General features: G+C 36.0%; 18 protein-coding genes. 2 read left to right on the top strand and 16 right to left on the bottom strand.

Going from position 1 to position 16,570, the window contains the following annotated elements; genetic code table 11:
• Positions 1–8: 8 nt before the first annotated feature.
• The 3 genes from ACTND6_RS04410 to ACTND6_RS04400 are packed head-to-tail and all read right to left on the bottom strand — an operon-like array spanning position 9 to position 2,580.
• Positions 9–887 (bottom strand): DMT family transporter, encoded by an 879-nt coding sequence (locus ACTND6_RS04410; protein WP_441022352.1) that lies wholly within the window; start codon positions 885–887, stop codon positions 9–11.
• Positions 884–2,065, bottom strand: a complete 1,182-nt coding sequence (locus tag ACTND6_RS04405; RefSeq protein WP_441022350.1) for a cation diffusion facilitator family transporter — start codon at positions 2,063–2,065, stop codon at positions 884–886. The genes ACTND6_RS04410 and ACTND6_RS04405 overlap by 4 nt, the downstream gene beginning before the upstream one ends.
• A gap of 5 nt (positions 2,066–2,070) precedes the next feature.
• Positions 2,071–2,580 (bottom strand): hypothetical protein, encoded by a 510-nt coding sequence (locus ACTND6_RS04400; RefSeq protein WP_441022348.1) that lies wholly within the window; start codon positions 2,578–2,580, stop codon positions 2,071–2,073.
• A gap of 94 nt (positions 2,581–2,674) precedes the next feature.
• Here ACTND6_RS04400 and ACTND6_RS04395 point away from each other — a divergent pair, with 94 nt between their 5' ends.
• Both ACTND6_RS04395 and ACTND6_RS04390 read left to right on the top strand, forming a co-directional pair.
• The gene (locus ACTND6_RS04395) at positions 2,675–3,646 is read left to right on the top strand and encodes a helix-turn-helix transcriptional regulator (RefSeq protein WP_441022347.1); all 972 of its coding nucleotides are present in this window, start codon (positions 2,675–2,677) and stop codon (positions 3,644–3,646) included.
• 4 nt (positions 3,647–3,650) lie between these two features.
• Complete coding sequence (locus tag ACTND6_RS04390; RefSeq protein WP_178176297.1) at positions 3,651–4,382, top strand: NAD-dependent protein deacylase; 732 nt, start codon at positions 3,651–3,653, stop codon at positions 4,380–4,382.
• Between the two features lie 38 nt (positions 4,383–4,420).
• On the opposite strand, the gene ACTND6_RS04385 is transcribed toward ACTND6_RS04390, so the two are convergent.
• The 13 genes from ACTND6_RS04385 to ACTND6_RS04325 form a co-directional block, all read right to left on the bottom strand.
• Complete coding sequence (locus ACTND6_RS04385; RefSeq protein WP_441022344.1) at positions 4,421–5,239, bottom strand: Cof-type HAD-IIB family hydrolase; 819 nt, start codon at positions 5,237–5,239, stop codon at positions 4,421–4,423.
• 56 nt (positions 5,240–5,295) lie between these two features.
• The gene (locus tag ACTND6_RS04380) at positions 5,296–5,874 is read right to left on the bottom strand and encodes a manganese efflux pump MntP (protein WP_441022342.1); all 579 of its coding nucleotides are present in this window, start codon (positions 5,872–5,874) and stop codon (positions 5,296–5,298) included.
• Between the two features lie 213 nt (positions 5,875–6,087).
• Positions 6,088–6,585, bottom strand: coding sequence for a CarD family transcriptional regulator (locus tag ACTND6_RS04375; protein ID WP_178176303.1), 498 nt, complete (start codon positions 6,583–6,585; stop codon positions 6,088–6,090).
• Positions 6,586–6,674: 89 nt separating this feature from the next.
• Positions 6,675–7,886, bottom strand: a complete 1,212-nt coding sequence (locus ACTND6_RS04370; RefSeq protein WP_441022339.1) for a class I SAM-dependent rRNA methyltransferase — start codon at positions 7,884–7,886, stop codon at positions 6,675–6,677.
• 57 nt (positions 7,887–7,943) lie between these two features.
• Complete coding sequence (locus ACTND6_RS04365) at positions 7,944–8,570, bottom strand: V-type ATP synthase subunit D (RefSeq protein WP_178176307.1); 627 nt, start codon at positions 8,568–8,570, stop codon at positions 7,944–7,946.
• A 1-nt stretch (position 8,571) separates the two neighbouring features.
• Complete coding sequence (locus ACTND6_RS04360) at positions 8,572–9,996, bottom strand: V-type ATP synthase subunit B (RefSeq protein ID WP_441022337.1); 1,425 nt, start codon at positions 9,994–9,996, stop codon at positions 8,572–8,574.
• 12 nt (positions 9,997–10,008) lie between these two features.
• Positions 10,009–11,760, bottom strand: coding sequence for a V-type ATP synthase subunit A (locus tag ACTND6_RS04355; protein WP_441022335.1), 1,752 nt, complete (start codon positions 11,758–11,760; stop codon positions 10,009–10,011).
• Positions 11,760–12,362: a V-type ATP synthase subunit E family protein gene (locus ACTND6_RS04350; RefSeq protein ID WP_441022333.1), complete on the bottom strand. Its 603-nt coding sequence runs from the start codon at positions 12,360–12,362 to the stop codon at positions 11,760–11,762. The genes ACTND6_RS04355 and ACTND6_RS04350 overlap by 1 nt, the downstream gene beginning before the upstream one ends.
• Before the next feature lie 11 nt (positions 12,363–12,373).
• The gene (locus tag ACTND6_RS04345; RefSeq protein ID WP_178176313.1) at positions 12,374–12,682 is read right to left on the bottom strand and encodes a V-type ATP synthase subunit F; all 309 of its coding nucleotides are present in this window, start codon (positions 12,680–12,682) and stop codon (positions 12,374–12,376) included.
• Between the two features lie 3 nt (positions 12,683–12,685).
• Entirely contained in the window at positions 12,686–13,123 is a 438-nt protein-coding gene (locus ACTND6_RS04340) for an ATPase (protein WP_178176315.1), read from the bottom strand.
• Between the two features lie 34 nt (positions 13,124–13,157).
• Positions 13,158–14,978: a V-type ATP synthase subunit I gene (locus tag ACTND6_RS04335; protein ID WP_441022331.1), complete on the bottom strand. Its 1,821-nt coding sequence runs from the start codon at positions 14,976–14,978 to the stop codon at positions 13,158–13,160.
• Positions 14,979–14,994: 16 nt separating this feature from the next.
• Complete coding sequence (locus ACTND6_RS04330; protein WP_441022329.1) at positions 14,995–16,032, bottom strand: V-type ATPase subunit; 1,038 nt, start codon at positions 16,030–16,032, stop codon at positions 14,995–14,997.
• A gap of 12 nt (positions 16,033–16,044) precedes the next feature.
• Positions 16,045–16,365: a hypothetical protein gene (locus tag ACTND6_RS04325; RefSeq protein ID WP_441022327.1), complete on the bottom strand. Its 321-nt coding sequence runs from the start codon at positions 16,363–16,365 to the stop codon at positions 16,045–16,047.
• Positions 16,366–16,570 lie beyond the last annotated feature (205 nt).

Genomic DNA, 16,570 nt, shown 5'->3' with positions numbered 1-16,570 from the left:
TTGTTTTTTTATTTCGTTTCTTTTTTGAACTGCATCTGTGAAAGGATGATTGCCCCAAAGACTAGAACACATCCAAATAGCTCTCTAGAAGATAAAGATTCATGTAAGATGACTGCACCTGCCAAAGCCGCAAATACAGATTCTAAAGAAAGAATCATTCCCGCAATGGAAGCATCTGCATCCTTCTGACCTACAATTTGTAAAGTATACCCTGCACCACTGGAAAGAATACCAGAATACAGAATTGGAACTGCCGCATCAATAATATTCTGCATAGATGGATGTTCAAGAACAAACATTGGAATCAAACATAACAGTCCAGCTGTTAAAAACTGAATACAGCTCATACGGATCCCATCTAAGAATGAGAAATGATCAATCACAAGAATATGTATCGCAAACATAAACGCACATACCATCATCAATGCATCTCCATAGGCAATACTGAAATCTTCCGTTACACTTAAGAAATACATGCCAATCATAGAAATCCCAACAGCTACATATACATTCCAGCTTGATTTCTTATGCATAAATAAAGAAAGAATTGGAACAATCACAGTATATAAAGCAGTTAAGAATCCTGCTTTTCCAACTGTTGTATACATAATACCAACCTGCTGGAACATAGAGGCAACACATAACGCACATCCACATGCAATTCCACCAATCCATAAAGCTTTCTGATCAGCTGGTTTTTTTGTTGTACCGGTAATCTTGTCTAAGACTGGCAATAATAGATACAGTGTCAAAGCCGCAACAAGATTACGAATACATGTAAACGTAAAAGGACCAATATGGTCCATGCTGACGCTTTGTGCTACAAATGCAATTCCCCAGATGAATGCAGCTAAAGCAAGTAATAAGTTGGATTTCATATGCTTCATAGATTTCCCCCAATAAATCCGTGTTCAAAAGTAATATGAATATGCATGTGCTGTGGCTGTGAAAGAAAAGCATCTTCGATTGCTTTTTGAATTTCAGCGTTCTTATATTTACATTTAAATGGAACAATCACATCAAAAAACAGATTCATATGATTTTTTCCAGGTACAAGTCTAAGATCATGCATACTTAGTTTTGGATCCAGCTGTTGTAATGTATCAATAATGATTTTCTTATATGCAAGAGATCTTGGTGTATCCTTTTCAAGTGGATCTACATGTAAAGACATCTGTACATGATACTTTTCTAAAATATGACGTTCTGCTTCATCTACGATTTCATGTGCCTGCATCAAACTGATATCACTATCCATTTCACAATGAGCACTGCCAAACATTGTATTTGGTCCATATTCATGAAGCATCAAATCATGAATGCCGTGAATTTGTGGATCAGATAAGATTTCCGTTTTGATTTCTTCCGCAATTTCAGGATCAATTGGATTCCCAAGGATTGCGCTGACAATTTCCTTTGCCATTCCAAAGGCAGAATAAAACAGGAAGAACGATAACAAAATACCTGCGGCGCCATCAAACGGAATATCTGGATATACACAAGCCAGTACCATCGCAACAATCGATAATAATGTTGCAAATGCATCATTTCTAGCATCCTGGCTGGCAGTCTTCATTGCCAGATTGTTTAACTGTTCTCCAAGTTTTTTGTTATAGAAACACATCCACACTTTCACAAGAACAGAAGCAAGCAATAAAACAAACAGTACATTGTTAAATGTGATTTTTTCTGGATGAATCAGTTTTGTGATGCTTTCTTTCAATAAGCCATAGATGACCACAAAGATGATAATACAGGAGATGAATGAAACAATGTATTCCATTCTGCCATGACCAAATGGATGTTCCTCATCTGCAGGTTTATTTGCCACTTTAAAGCCAATCAGCGTAATCAGACAAGACAATCCATCAGACAGATTATTGAATCCATCAGACATAATACTGACAGAATGAATCATCATTCCAGAAATCACTTTCAAAAGGCACAGGAATGTATTGCATACAAGTCCCATGATCGTTGTTAGAATGCCATAAGAATATCGAACCTGTTCATCCTGGATATTCTCGTAATCTTTAATAAATGTATGTATTAACCAATTTGTCATGCCTATTATTCTACAACACTCATATGTGTATTTCTATGAGAAATCATTTGTTTGTGACGTGAATATGTTAAACAATAATGAAAACTTGATGGAAGAAATACAGCGACAATGATCAAAAGTGTCTGTAAGAATGTATATTGATGAAAACTGGATACAAATGAAGAGAGAAAGAAGAGAATTCCCGTAACAAGCATCCATTGCATTCCATAGCATTTTGCTTTTCTACTTGTATGTGACCAGATAAAAGATACAAGCAGAGAAGATAATGAAAGGAAATAGAGAGAAGCGAATACATGTGACAGTCCACTTACTTCAATCATGATCAATTCAAATAGTGAAACTGTAATAATAATAGGTACATCATTTTTCAATACGTGAAACGAAATTGAGAAATCTGCATAAAATATCGCAGCCAGTCCCATCAAGATACCAAGTCCTTCATAGCCATTCAGACTACATACAAATGCAAATAAAACAAAACATTCATTCAATAAAAACGCATCTTTCTTATACATCATCACACCTCCATCTGGTATGAATATTCTATCTAAGAGTTGTGTTTTTACTGTCCAAAATATTGTATAATAAAGAAAAAGAATTGAGAAATTTATGGAAAACAGAAAAGAATTGAATGTTGTATTATGTCTCTATCGGATATTTCTTGAAAAAACGGATGCATCCCATGTCATTTCACTGGCATCACTCATTGATGAATTAGAGAATTGTGGAATTCATGCGGAAAGAAAAACCGTCTATAAATACATGCAGGCATTGAATGACTATGGCTTTAAAATTCATCATGTTCGTCGAGGAAAACCACATTTCTACTATATGGAACATCCATATACATTAAGTGAAGCCGTTGTATTAATTGATCACATATCTTCTTCTCCTGCTTTTTCAAGCAAGGAAACAGATCTTTTAACAAACAAGATCAAATCACAGCTCAGTACATATCAGGCAGAACATTTACCACATACATACTATGCAACTTCGAAAACAGACAATGATGCTTTCTTAGAAAACATTGAAACACTGCTGCCAGCAATTGCTTCCTGCACTGCTGTGGAGTTTCAATATTATGATTTGACGATTGATAAAAAAAGAAAGTATCGTAAAAATGATAAGATCTATCATTTAACACCATATGCAATCGTCTCTTCACAAGGAAAATACTATGCTGTATTCTATGATGAAAAACATAAAGGTTTTTCTAACTATCGCTTAGATAAGATTGATCATATTCGGATTACAGATGAGAAAACAAAACCAATTCCATTCTCTTTAGAAGAGCATATGAAAACAAGCATGCAGATGTATCATGGAAAACCAGCTACGGTATCTATTGAATTTAATGCTTCCATGGCAAATCCAGTACTGGAACAGTTTGGAGATAATATGATTATTTCTAAAAGAACAGATACAACGTTTATCGCAAATATTAAAACAACACTGTCTCCAACACTGACAAGCTGGCTCATTCAATATCACGAACAATTACATATATTACGACCACAGTCTTTAATCAAAGAAATGCGTCACATTGCATTAGAATTATTAGAAAAATACGAGGAGGAATAAAACGATGAACAAAGAAGAAAAAATTCAAGAATTCCAGAAAATCATTGATCAGGCAAAACATATTGTATTTTTTACAGGTGCTGGTGTTTCTACATTAAGCGGTATCCCTGACTTTAGAAGCCAGGATGGTCTATACAACCAGAAATATGCTTATCCGCCAGAAGAAATCATTTCTCATCATTACTTTGAAGAAAATCCAGAAGAATTCTTCCGTTTCTACAAAGACAAGATGCTTCATTTAGATGCAAAGCCAAATATCGTACATACATTCATTGCCGAATGTGAGAAAAAAGGTAAAAGCCTTGGCGTTGTAACACAGAATATTGATGGCTTGCATCAGGCAGCCGGCAGTAAGCGTGTATATGAAATCCATGGATCTGTTGAAAGAAACTACTGTGAGAAATGTCATAAGTTCTTTGATGCAGAATATATCAAAGATGCTGAAGGTGTTCCATATTGTGATGCTTGTGGAGGTATTGTAAAACCGGATGTTGTTCTGTATGAAGAAGGACTCAGCGAAGCTGTATTGAATGGTGCAATTGCCGCAATTCAATCAAGTGATGTTCTTGTCGTATTAGGAACAAGTTTAGTTGTATATCCTGCTGCTGGATTATTGAGATACTTTGGCGGTAAATATCTTGTACTTGTCAATCGAGATGCTACGCCATATGATACTGCCGCAGATCTAGTGATCAACGATACATTTGAAAATGTATTTCCAAAACTTCATATTTAAAACAAAGAGGCTGTAACAGTTTGTTACAGCCTTCATTTTTATTGATTTAACACATAACGGTTAATAACTTCCGCAACTGCACTATGATCACAGTCATTCTCTGTAATGACATCACACAATGGCTTCATATCCGCAATTGTATTACTTACACCAACGCCAAGACCTGCTTCCTGAATCATTGACAAGTCATTGAAATTATCTCCGATTGCAATTGTATCTTTAATATCTACACCTAAGATATTACATAATCTTTTAAGACCATTTCCTTTCGATACACCTTTACGGTTAAATTCCATATAACGATTGCTGGAAAAAGAAACATCCATATTTCCAGTCAAATCCGTAATTTCAGATTCAATCTTTTTTAAATACGAATAATCTGTATTCATATAGATTGCTTTAACAATTTCTTTTCCCTTTAAGAAATCAATATCATCTGAGAAGATTTCCGTACATGGCTGACGGTTTGCAAGATATTCAACTTCTTCTGGATAGAAGTATCTTACCCATACCTGATCTGGTGTATAGATATGGATACAAATATGATCATACGTTAATCCACGCTTATAGATAGCTTCTGCTTCTTCAAATGTAATCCCCTGGAAATACAATTGCCTTTCATCTTTATTTTCTGTAATTGCACCACCATTATAGGAAATGACATATTGATCTTTCTGATCAAATAAGCCTAACTGTGCAGTTGTATGATGAACAGAATTATATCCTCTTCCCGTACATGGAACAAACTTTACACCAGCTTCTGTTGCTTTTCGAATTGCTTCAATATTTTCTCTGGAAATTGTTCGATCCCTTGAAATCAATGTTTCATCTAGATCACAGACAATAATTTTATACATACACATCCTCCTGGATGTATTCATTATACAAATAGATTCACGAAATAAAATTCCAATTAAAAGAATACACCTTTGATAAAGATTTCTAGACCTATCACAAGCAAGATCACACCACCAAGAATTGCAGCCTTGTTTGCAAGCTTCATACCAAACTTCTTTCCAATTTCAATACCAATCCAGCAGATAATAAACGTTACAATTGCGATAACTAGACACGCAGCAAGTGCTAAGACAAGATTGTAGTTTGCAATGGTAAATCCGACAGATAACGCATCAATGGAAGTTGCAATTCCCTGCATCAATAATGTACCTTTGCCAACTTGTTTTTCTTCCTCTTCACTTTGTTCTTCAAATCCTTCTTTTAACATGTTTCCTCCGATAAAGGATAATAGAATCAGGGCAATCCAGGGAATCAGTTTCTCAAAGGCATGAAAATACGTCACAATCGTATGCACACAGATCCATCCAATCATTGGCATCGCAAACTGAAAGAATGCAAATGTAAATGCAATCAGAAACATTCTTTTCTTTTGCATCTTCACTTCTTTTAATCCATTTGCCATGGAAACAGAAAAAGCATCCATTGCTAATGCAACACCAAGTGCTGCACTATTCAAAAAAAACATGAAATTCATAAAAAATCCTCCCCAAACAAAAAAACCGGAACATGCACGTCCGGTCATCTTTCATTCCATTCATGCATAACCAAAAAAAGTTATACATGAGTCTCGCTGATTAAAACAAGCCAGGTATAAAAACCAGTATGTTGACTTGTTACTCTATGGAGTTAGCTACTCCCTCACGACTGAATTATTAAACACTGTAATATGTCAGTTAGTCAATATTAATTAAGCATCTACTTTACTGACTTCTTCAGTAAAATATTCTTTTGCTTCTTCAAATGACATACCTAATACAACAGACAATTCATTATACAAGTAGCCTTCAGCCTTCTGCAGATATTCATCATCTACGGAAGCTGCCTTCTTATGCTGTTCCATGCGGATTCTATTTCTTTCATAGGAAGTTTTAATGATACGAATCAAATCTGTAATTTCATTTGTCTTAAGAAGATTTGCATATTGGCTTTTCATATTGGCAGGTTTATTTGTTAAAAGTTCAAGTTCTGGTGTTTCCTTGATCAATTCCAGCAACTGTTCCTTCGTAATCAAATCTCTTAAATGACCAGCCTTGTTCGACACAGGTACTTGCATACGTGTAGAACCATCTGTGTTATGATATGGAACTAAAATATAGCACTTTTCACCAGTAAAACCACTTTTTTCTCTGCCTACTACTCTACAAACATCTCTTTTGTAAACTACTACATCATTAATCTTATACATGTGTCTCACCTCATTCCATTAGCCTTATTTTAGCATATTTTAGCCTTTTTTGCACGTGTCCAGCCGTAAAAAAAGAGCCAGAAACTGGCTCAAATGATCTGCAGTAAGAAGAATTTCAAGTATTCTGTTTCAGGAATGCAAGGATTAACTGGATGATCAGGTGCTGCACCTCTTTCTTCAATCAGACGAATGGAAACACCTGCTTCATTTGCAGCATCACATAACATCTTTCTAAATTCATCCTTTGGCATAAAATGAGAACAGGAAGCACTGGCAAGATAACCGCCTCTTGATAAAAGACGCATTGCTTCTGTATTAATTTCCTGATATCCCTTTCTCGCATTGTGGAATGTTTTTCTGCTTTTTGTAAATGCTGGTGGATCTAAGACAATAAAATCAAACTGTGCATGTTCTTTCTTCAATGCTGGCAGAATTTCAAATACATCTGCCTGTCGAAAAGATAAGTTCAATCCATTTCTTTCCGCATTCTTCTGTGCCATTTCCAGCGCAGATTCAGAAATATCCATCGCAAGTACAGAAGCTGCACCACCTTTAGCAGCATTCAATGCAAAAGAGCCTGTATGTGTACAACAATCCAATACACGCATTCCCTTTGCAAGACGTGCTACCTGTCTACGATTATATTTCTGATCCAGGAAGAAACCAGTCTTTTGACCGTTCTCTACATCCACTTCATACTTGATACCATTTTCAACAATTTCTGTTATACAGCCGGATGGATGCTTTTCACCATACCATCCTTTATATTGCTTCAGGCCTTCTTTTTTTCTCAGTTCGCCTTCATTGCGTTCATAAATGCCATCAATCACTTCACCATGGTTTTCCAGTTCATCAAGCAATGCCTGATAAATAACATCCTTATTTTTTTCTGTACCAACGGATTCTACCTGTGTAACTAAGATGTTATTGTATCGATCCACTGTCAATCCTGGCAAACCATCGGATTCTCCATGAATCAGTCGACATGCCTTGATATCTTCCTGCATAACGATATATCGATACTCTAATGCATATTTCACTTTTCTTTGAAAAAATGCATCATCATATTTCTCATTTGCATTGTTTCCTAATAGACGAATACGAATCTTTGAAGTTTCGCTATAAAATCCAGAACCAAGATAGTTATTCTTGCCTCCAAATACATCAACAACACATCCATTTTCCTCTATCTCACTAGATTCTACAATTTCATCTGCATAGATCCATGGATGTCCTTTTTTAATATTCTTTTCTTGTTTTTTTGTCACAACAAATCTTGGAAATACTCTCTCTTGTTTCATGTTTTCTACCTTCCGCTTCAATATTCTATCACAAACAAAAAGAGGTGATACACCTCTTTATGCTTGTGGATTTGCTTCCTTGGAAGCTTTAATTACTTTCATTCGTGAGAATTCTTCACGTTCTTTTTCATCTAATGAATCATTGATAAAACGAATTGTATTTGTATAACGTGGAATGACAACGTTTTTCAATGCATTGGCACGTTTCTGTGTCTTGCTGATAGCATTTGCTAAACGATATACCGCATTATCAACTTCTGCAAGAACCATTGTCAGCTCCTTAACTTTCTGAAACTGTAAGTACGCTTCATCGATTTTAGAGTTAGATTCTTCCAGACCATACGCCAATTCTAAATTGTCAGGTTTTTCATAGATAACATTTGGTACTTCAACCCCCATAACAGAACGATATGTAAGCTGAATGTGCGTTTCAACTGGAATTTCAGATGCAATTCTCTGGATAACACCTGAATAGATATTTGCCTGCTGAAGAAGATAGTAACCTGTAGAATATGCCTGTGTAATTTCATCACGAAGCATTTTCACTTTATCTACAAGCTGCATCATTTCACTGACAAGAATGTTTCTCTTACGATCCATCAGATCATATCCAGATTTTGCCAACGCAAGAGAACGCTTCATACGAATGAGATTACCTTTTGTAGCGGCAACCTGCACTGCCATATTAGTATTCTCCTTCGTGCTTTGTAATCATTTCGATGGTAGCCATCGCATGATCAGGATCATAGTTATGTTTGATCAGTTCAGAATCAAGACGATCCAGTGCTTCTACTGGCAATGTGGATAATAATGCCCAGCCAAGGTTCAATGTTTCTTCCATAGAACGGTTTACATTGAATCCCTGTCCAACAAATACCTGTTCAAACAAACGGCCAAATGCCATATGTTTCTTGTCAATATCAGACAATTCATCTTCACCAATAACAGAAGCTAAGCTTCTAGCATCCTGTACCTTTGCATAAGATGCAAACAGCTGGTTAGAAATATCCTGATGATCTTTACTAGTATAACCTTCACCAATACCATCTTTCATCAAACGAGACAATGAAGAAAGTACACCGATTGGTGGAGTAATGTTATTCAAGAATAAGTCACGATCCAGTACAATCTGTCCTTCTGTGATATAACCCGTCAAGTCAGGAACTGGATGTGTAATATCATCATTTGGCATTGTCAAGATAGGAATCTGTGTAACAGACCCCTTGCCACCTTTGATAATACCGGCTCTTTCATATAGACAAGCCAAGTCTGAATATAAGTAACCAGGATATCCTTTACGTGAAGGAATTTCACCCTTACTGGAAGAGAATTCACGTACTGCTTCACAATAGGATGTCATATCTGTCAAGATAACAAGCACATTCATACCACAGTCATATGCAAGATATTCTGCAGCAGTCAATGCACATCTAGGTGTCAGCATTCTTTCAACGATAGGATCATCGGCAAGGTTGACATACATAACAACCTTTTCCATAACACCTGTTTCTTCAAAAGATCTTCTAAACAAATCAGCAACATCGTTTTTTACACCCATTGCACCAAAGACGATACAGAAGTTTTCTGCATCTTCACCTGTTAATTTTGCCTGCTTAACGATCTGGATTGCTAATTGATCATGTGGAAGACCACTGCCTGAGAAAATAGGAAGTTTCTGTCCACGAATCAATGTATTCAGTCCATCAATTGCAGAAATACCAGTCTGAATATAGTTTCTTGGATATTGTCTTGAATATGGATTCAATGGCTTGCCATTTACATCTTCAAACTTATCCGCATAGATTTCACCTAAGCCATCAATTGGTTCACCTGTACCATTAAATGTTCTGCCTAAGATTTCCTTAGATAGTCCAAGTTCCATTGGATGACCAAGTAACTTTGTTTTTGTATTGCTGAGTGATAGACCTTCTGTACCCTGGAATACCTGGATTACAGCTTTTTCACCAGAAATAGATACAACTCTTCCACTTCTTGTAGAACCATCATTCAATTCAATTTCAACCATTTCTTCATTGGATACATTTTTTACATGGTCTAGGGCAACAAGTGAGCCCTGGATCTCATCCAGTCCTAATAACTGTAAACTCATAATCTGCCCTCCTTATAAAATAGAATTCAATGCTTCGTCAATCTTTTCTGGATAGCTGTCCAGAAGATCAATATTGTTATTTGGTACATCAAACTTCATCTTGATGACTGTTTCAAAAATACCTGTTTTTGTAATCAAAGATACTGGAATGTGTTTTTCAACCTTTGATTTACAAGCACGATATAGATAGTCGATGACTTTCATCATCTTAAACTGCTTTTCCATTGGTACAGACATATCATCTGGATGGAAAGCATTCTGTTGTAGATAGCCAACTCTAACAACACGTGCAATTTCAAGCAATAGCTTCTGATCTTCAGGCAGTACATCAGAACCAATCAGCTTAACAACTTCCAGCAGGGAATCTTCTTCATGAAGAATTTCCTGTAGTTCTGCACGTAATGTCAAGAAAGAACGGTTAATATTTTCAGCATACCAGTGAGATAATTCATCAATATATTCACTTGTAGATTGATTCCAGTTGATAGCGGCATAGTGTCTAGCATATGCTAAAGATTTATCCAATGCCCAGAAGCATCTGACAAATCGACGTGTATTCTGTGTGACTGGTTCAGAGAAGTCACCACCCTGTGGAGATACTGCACCAATTAAAGTAACAGAACCTTGTTTGCCACTCAATGTATCAACATATCCAGCACGTTCATAGAACTGTGCAATTCTACTAGGAAGATATGCTGGGAATCCTTCTTCTGCAGGCATTTCTTCCAGACGACCACTCAATTCACGAAGTGCTTCTGCCCAACGAGAAGTAGAGTCAGCCATTAAAGCAACATGATAACCCATATCACGGTAATATTCCGCAATAGATACACCTGTATAAATAGAAGCTTCACGTGCTGCTACTGGCATGTTAGAAGTATTGGCAATCAATACTGTACGGTCCAGTAATGATTTACCAGTTTTTGGGTCCTTCAATTCAGAGAATTCTTCCAGAACCTGAGTCATTTCATTACCACGTTCACCACAACCAACGTAAATAATAATATCTGCATCACAGAACTTAGCGATGGAATGCTGAAGCATTGTTTTACCAGCACCAAATCCACCAGGTAAAGCTGCAGAACCACCCTTTGCAATTGGGAACATTGTATCTAGTACACGCTGTCCAGTTATTAGAGGAATGGATAATGGCTTTCTAGCTTTGATTGGACGAGGAATACGAACTGGCCATTTCTGTGCCAATGTGATTTCTGTCTGTTTTCCTGTTTCTTCATCTTCAACAACAGCTAATACATCATTCACTGTATAGCTGCCGCTAGGCTTAACATTCTTCGCTACACCATGAACACCATTTGGAATCATAGAGCGATGTTCAATGACACTTGTTTCCTGACAAGTCGCAAAGATTTCACCAGCAGTTACAACATCACCTTCCTTGATGAGCATTGTAACATCCCATTTCACCTTAGTATCAATAGCATCTACCTGTGATCCTTCAGAAATGAATGCACCTTCAATTTCTTCGATCTTCTGTAGAGGTCTTTCAATACCATCATAAATGTTTTTTAATAGACCAGGACCAAGTGTTGCGTTTAACAAAGAACCTGTTCCAATGACTTCTTCACCAGGTCTTAGACCTGTTGTAGATTCATATACCTGGATTGTTGTGCAGTCATCATTTACTTTGATAACTTCACCAAGCAAATGCTTCTTACCAACATAAGTCATTTCTCTCATCGCAAATGACTTTGTATTACGGACGGTAATGACCGGCCCATTAATTGAATATACGGTATCGCTCATTATTCATCCTCACTTTCTACAACTTTGAAACCAGAATGATTTCTAAACCATGCAAATTGTTCATCAAGTTTTTCACCTAATGTACAACTGTATTCAAAATGATTTACTTCATCAACGAATTTAAATCCGCCAATAGAGAAATATCCCTTTCTGATTTCCTGTTTCATTTTCAGCTGATTTAACAGCTGTTTCATCAATTCCATATCATTTTCACGAACAAGGAAATATCCTTCTTCATGTAAATCTACTTTTTTCAAATTACTTAAAAGATACTCTTTATAAGCATCACTCTTTGCGAATGCCTTTAACTCTTTTGTAACTTCAGCAGTTAATTCATCAACAAATCCTTTACGCAGCTCTAATAGTTTTTTCTTTGTATCTAATTTGTCATGAGAAGATTTTGTTGCCGCAAACATGCGAGCTTCTTTCAATTCACCTTCTAGATATGTAGAAGTTTCTTTGAGCAAACCTTCTTTAAAGAAGCTAACCTGATCGTTACGTAATGCATCTGTTTCCTGGTTGACTAAATTTTCAACGAGTTCTGCATTACTTTTGACATCATTCGCAATTTCTTCAAGCAATTTCTCCTGATTGTCTTCCATCTGTATTCACCTCATAGTTTTACGCCAATTGCTTCAGAAATATATTTGTTGATTGATTCAGAAATATTTCCGGAGCCATGACGATCTGGAATCTCTACAATAAGAGGCTTTGCAAGATTCATTTTGTATTTGGATACGATATCACTGACCTCTTCTATCGTAATCGTTGTCATCAAAATAATGGCAATATCATCTGTATGGATCAATTCATCCAGACGATGAAGTATTTTGTCACGTCCTTTGATGACTTCACCTTCGATACCAGCAAGGCGCATTCCCATTACTGTATCGGTATTGTCGCTGATGACGTAGCTTCTCATAGATTAAAGATTGTTCAAGATCAAGATGGAAATTAACAAACCGTAAATAGCAACACCTTCACCTAAGGCTACGAAGATAATTGCACGGCCGAAGTTATCAGGATTTTCACTAACAGCACCTAAAGCAGCTGGAGCAGCCTTTGCTACGGCCCAACCAGCACCGATACAAGAGCATCCTACAGCCATAGCAGCAGCGATAAATCCAAGACCCTTTGCAAAATCACCAGTAGCAGCAGCTGTTGTATCTTCAGCTAATGCTGTGAACTGATTTGCCTGGAATAAAACCATAACCAGGAATACACCACAGAACAAGGCAATCTGCGCCATCATTCTATTACGTGCATTTTTTACATTTAACTTTCCAGCAAACATTAAACCAAGAGGACCAACAACAAGAACAACAGCGATTAAAGGTAATAACATTTCAATAGCACTTAACATTTTATTTTTCTCCTTTAGATTATTTATCTATTGATTACTCTGCTACTTTAGCAGACAAAGTATTAAACTGAACGCCTCCAGCATCATAATATCTAGAGAACATTTCATAGTATTCAAGACGTAATGTCTGAATACCTACAATCAAACCTTCCAGTACCATAACGAAGATGTTACCGAAGATCAGTACCGCAACACCGGCTTTTCCTGTCATTTCAACAAGTGTCATAACAACAAGCATCATACCAGCATGGCTTAATACGAAGCCACCAACTCTTAAGTAAGACATAGAGTTTGTAACGAATGTCAACAATACATCAATCAGTTCAAAAATGGACTGTGCGATGTATCCACCCCATCCTTCTTCTGGCTTTACTGTTTTATGTTCAACCGCATTGCTTAAAGGTTCTTTCATTACAAAGCTGATGACTGGTAAAACAATAAAGATACCAAGATACACAGGATTGAGTACATTCCATCCAAGCAGCATAGTCGCAACGATTGCGAATACAATACCACCATAGAATACTAGACCAGCAATACCATTCTGAGAGAAGATTGCATCTCCTAACTGATGGTGTTTGAAACGATTCACAATATTCATGCACTGTGTTGTAAGAATCAATACAGCACCAATTGCAACTGCACCAATCAGTAATACCATCGTACTACTCTGTGCCATAACATCGAAAAGCTTTTCTCTTACACCAAATAATGACTGATGAATAGGATTTAACAGCTCTTCATATCCAAATACAGATCCAAATAAGAAACCAAAGATCATAGAAGTAATACCACATCGATTAATGATTCCAAAGATCTGACCCTTCTTTTCAAATACAAGTCCAAGGATAAATAGAACAAGTCCCTGTCCAAGATCACCGAACATGATTCCAAACAATAGACAGTATGTAAATGCCATAAATCCAGTTGGATCAAAGTCTGTATATTTTGGAACACCATACATGCCTAAGAACATTTCAAATGGCTTTGCAAACCAGTTGTTCTTAAGTAAAGTTGGACATTCTAAATCTGGTACTTCAGATGGATCCTTCACTTCAATTGTTGATGGAAGATCCTTGAAGATTGCTTTATAATGATCAACTTCATCTGCCTTTACAAATCCACTTAACAGATACTTTTCATTGATCTCAGCTATATATGGATATAATTCATGCACACTGTTTTCTTCATTACAGAATGCATAGATATCATCAATCTGATCTTTGTAATGTTCTAACTGTTTCTTAACATCGATCATTGGGATATCAATTGGTTCAAAGTACAGATCTTTGAAAATCTTACGTACTTTATCTACATAAGAATCTGATGTTACGTATAACATCCATACGTACTGTGGTGTTTCATGTACGTGATGATGTACAAAGATTTCATCTTTATACATGCTTAGCTTTTTATAAGACTCTCTTGGAAGTCTGCCAAAGCCAAAGTTTAAATACTGACACGCATGCATTCTTTCAAAACCACATTCACTCAGTGCACCTAAAGCCTGTTCATCATCTGGTGTCAATAAGACAGTATTTGCATCTGTCTCAAGACCAAACGTTTCATCGAGCTCATCAATAAAAGCATCCATTTCTTCATTTGTATAATGCTTTTTTGGAGCTCTTTCAGGATCTAGTGTGTAATTTACACTATGTGCAAAGTTCTGCAGTGTCTGAAGATAACCGCTATATGGATTCTCATCATTAATGAGATGTCCACCATTATCTTCATTGATAATGTCTGCAGCATGTACAGCGTGTAACAAACCTGAATGCACACCATCCAATACCATCTCATCGATGTGTGATTCATCCGTGGCTACACTGACATATTTCATTTTTACAATAGCCATACATCTACTCCTTCTTTTAATATACCAATAGCGCACGGATACGATCTGGTGCTATTTGATAACGAATTCCTTCAATAATATTGATCAGATTTTGAATTTCTGTTTCCGCAAGTAATAAATAACTCAAGAAAACAACATGAGAATCCTGATAATATTCAATCATATGATGACCCATGTTAAATTGAATCATCTGAACATACTGTTCAATACTTGTAAATCTTAGATCATGTGTATAACGATGATATTTCTTCGCAACACGTTCTAATACTTCATCTGCATCACAGTTTTCAATCATATCTTCCAGTTCATGTTTTTTAAAAAAACATGTATATGGAAGCATAAACTTCTCAATTGTCTGTGATGATTCTTTGAAGTATTTCTTCAAACGATAAATTGCTGATAGATTAATCAATTCTGCTTTTGACATGATCAGCTGATCTAAAGCAACATTCACTTCATTTTTCTTTGTCAGATCTAATAATTGAATCGTATCTTTATACAGTTCTAATTCAAGATCATGTTCCAGTGCAATGTAATTAATTTCTTCCAGTCTTTCAGACTGATATTTGAATATGATTTTCTCATACGCTGTACCCTTTAAAACATCTAATAATTCACTAAAGCTTGTTACTTCTGGTAAACGTTTAATGTCAAAAGAAAAATATTTTTGCGCGAACATTGGAAGATCCGATATAATTCCACTTCTGATTTCTTCATCATTTGTGACAATATATCTCACACATGCTAAGATCATACGAATCTCTGAACGCATTACAAATGCATAGATAAAGCCTCTATCATTTTCACCACCATAGCGTTCTAGTTTCTCTAAGCGATGGAAAATATCCATACGCAATAAAGATTCCAGCTGTTCTCTATGAATTGCCTTTTCATTGATTCCATCCAATGTTTTTGAAAAATATGTTTCGTTCTTTAAATAGCTGGCTACTTCAGGTACAGATTTTTTTTGAATCAAAGTTTCATACTCATTTGCTTGAAGGCGACTACCGAACATTGCTCTTGCTTTTGTACTCATTGCTAACTCTGAGCTCATATTCGCCTCCTGTTATGATTCAACACTGATAATTCTTGTAACCAGTTCTTTTTTCCATTGTTCTTTATTTGCGTTATACATTTCAGTTAATCTTTGAACATTCTTTTCATACAACGCTTTGTTTTCTTCTTGGTTTTTTGCAACTTCCTGTGCAAGTTCTTTCTTTGTCTGCTCTACTTTGCTTTTTGCATCAGCCCAGGCATCGTCAGAAAGTTTCTTTTTTTCCTCTTCTACAGCTTGTTTGAGTTCAGCACGTTTTGCACATTCTTTTTGAATCGCTTCACGTGTTTTTTCATCTGTCTCAATCAACTGTAAGATAGCATCCATTTCCATAATAAATACCTCTTATCTTTATGACCCACTTATTTTAATACTTTACTTATAAAAATAAAGAGTTTCTTGTGAAAATAAAAAGTTAATAATTTCAGCTGAACTGAAAAGTTAAATTCCACTTTCAAAAGAAAAAAATTAAAGTTGAAATTAGTTGTGCAGAAACAGTGCTGACAGGTAAATTCAGTGCTGTTTTTATTGTGGAATT

The organism is Bulleidia sp. HCP3S3_C9 (assembly GCF_052064035.1).
Classification (GTDB): Bacteria; Bacillota_I; Bacilli_A; order Erysipelotrichales; family Erysipelotrichaceae; genus Bulleidia.
This window is presented reverse-complemented; position numbering and strand designations above follow the sequence as displayed.

What these genes read in the sequence shown, in the direction of transcription:
- ACTND6_RS04410 (WP_441022352.1), bottom strand. Translation starts at nt 887, where the DNA reads ATGAAGCATATGAAATCCAACTTATTACTTGCTTTAGCTGCATTCATC.
- ACTND6_RS04405 (WP_441022350.1), bottom strand. Translation starts at nt 2,065, where the DNA reads ATGACAAATTGGTTAATACATACATTTATTAAAGATTACGAGAATATC.
- ACTND6_RS04400 (WP_441022348.1), bottom strand. Translation starts at nt 2,580, where the DNA reads ATGTATAAGAAAGATGCGTTTTTATTGAATGAATGTTTTGTTTTATTT.
- ACTND6_RS04395 (WP_441022347.1), top strand. Translation starts at nt 2,675, where the DNA reads ATGGAAAACAGAAAAGAATTGAATGTTGTATTATGTCTCTATCGGATA.
- ACTND6_RS04390 (WP_178176297.1), top strand. Translation starts at nt 3,651, where the DNA reads ATGAACAAAGAAGAAAAAATTCAAGAATTCCAGAAAATCATTGATCAG.
- ACTND6_RS04385 (WP_441022344.1), bottom strand. Translation starts at nt 5,239, where the DNA reads ATGTATAAAATTATTGTCTGTGATCTAGATGAAACATTGATTTCAAGG.
- ACTND6_RS04380 (WP_441022342.1), bottom strand. Translation starts at nt 5,874, where the DNA reads ATGAATTTCATGTTTTTTTTGAATAGTGCAGCACTTGGTGTTGCATTA.
- ACTND6_RS04375 (WP_178176303.1), bottom strand. Translation starts at nt 6,585, where the DNA reads ATGTATAAGATTAATGATGTAGTAGTTTACAAAAGAGATGTTTGTAGA.
- ACTND6_RS04370 (WP_441022339.1), bottom strand. Translation starts at nt 7,886, where the DNA reads ATGAAACAAGAGAGAGTATTTCCAAGATTTGTTGTGACAAAAAAACAA.
- ACTND6_RS04365 (WP_178176307.1), bottom strand. Translation starts at nt 8,570, where the DNA reads ATGGCAGTGCAGGTTGCCGCTACAAAAGGTAATCTCATTCGTATGAAG.
- ACTND6_RS04360 (WP_441022337.1), bottom strand. Translation starts at nt 9,996, where the DNA reads ATGAGTTTACAGTTATTAGGACTGGATGAGATCCAGGGCTCACTTGTT.
- ACTND6_RS04355 (WP_441022335.1), bottom strand. Translation starts at nt 11,760, where the DNA reads ATGAGCGATACCGTATATTCAATTAATGGGCCGGTCATTACCGTCCGT.
- ACTND6_RS04350 (WP_441022333.1), bottom strand. Translation starts at nt 12,362, where the DNA reads ATGGAAGACAATCAGGAGAAATTGCTTGAAGAAATTGCGAATGATGTC.
- ACTND6_RS04345 (WP_178176313.1), bottom strand. Translation starts at nt 12,682, where the DNA reads ATGAGAAGCTACGTCATCAGCGACAATACCGATACAGTAATGGGAATG.
- ACTND6_RS04340 (WP_178176315.1), bottom strand. Translation starts at nt 13,123, where the DNA reads ATGTTAAGTGCTATTGAAATGTTATTACCTTTAATCGCTGTTGTTCTT.
- ACTND6_RS04335 (WP_441022331.1), bottom strand. Translation starts at nt 14,978, where the DNA reads ATGGCTATTGTAAAAATGAAATATGTCAGTGTAGCCACGGATGAATCA.
- ACTND6_RS04330 (WP_441022329.1), bottom strand. Translation starts at nt 16,032, where the DNA reads ATGAGCTCAGAGTTAGCAATGAGTACAAAAGCAAGAGCAATGTTCGGT.
- ACTND6_RS04325 (WP_441022327.1), bottom strand. Translation starts at nt 16,365, where the DNA reads ATGGAAATGGATGCTATCTTACAGTTGATTGAGACAGATGAAAAAACA.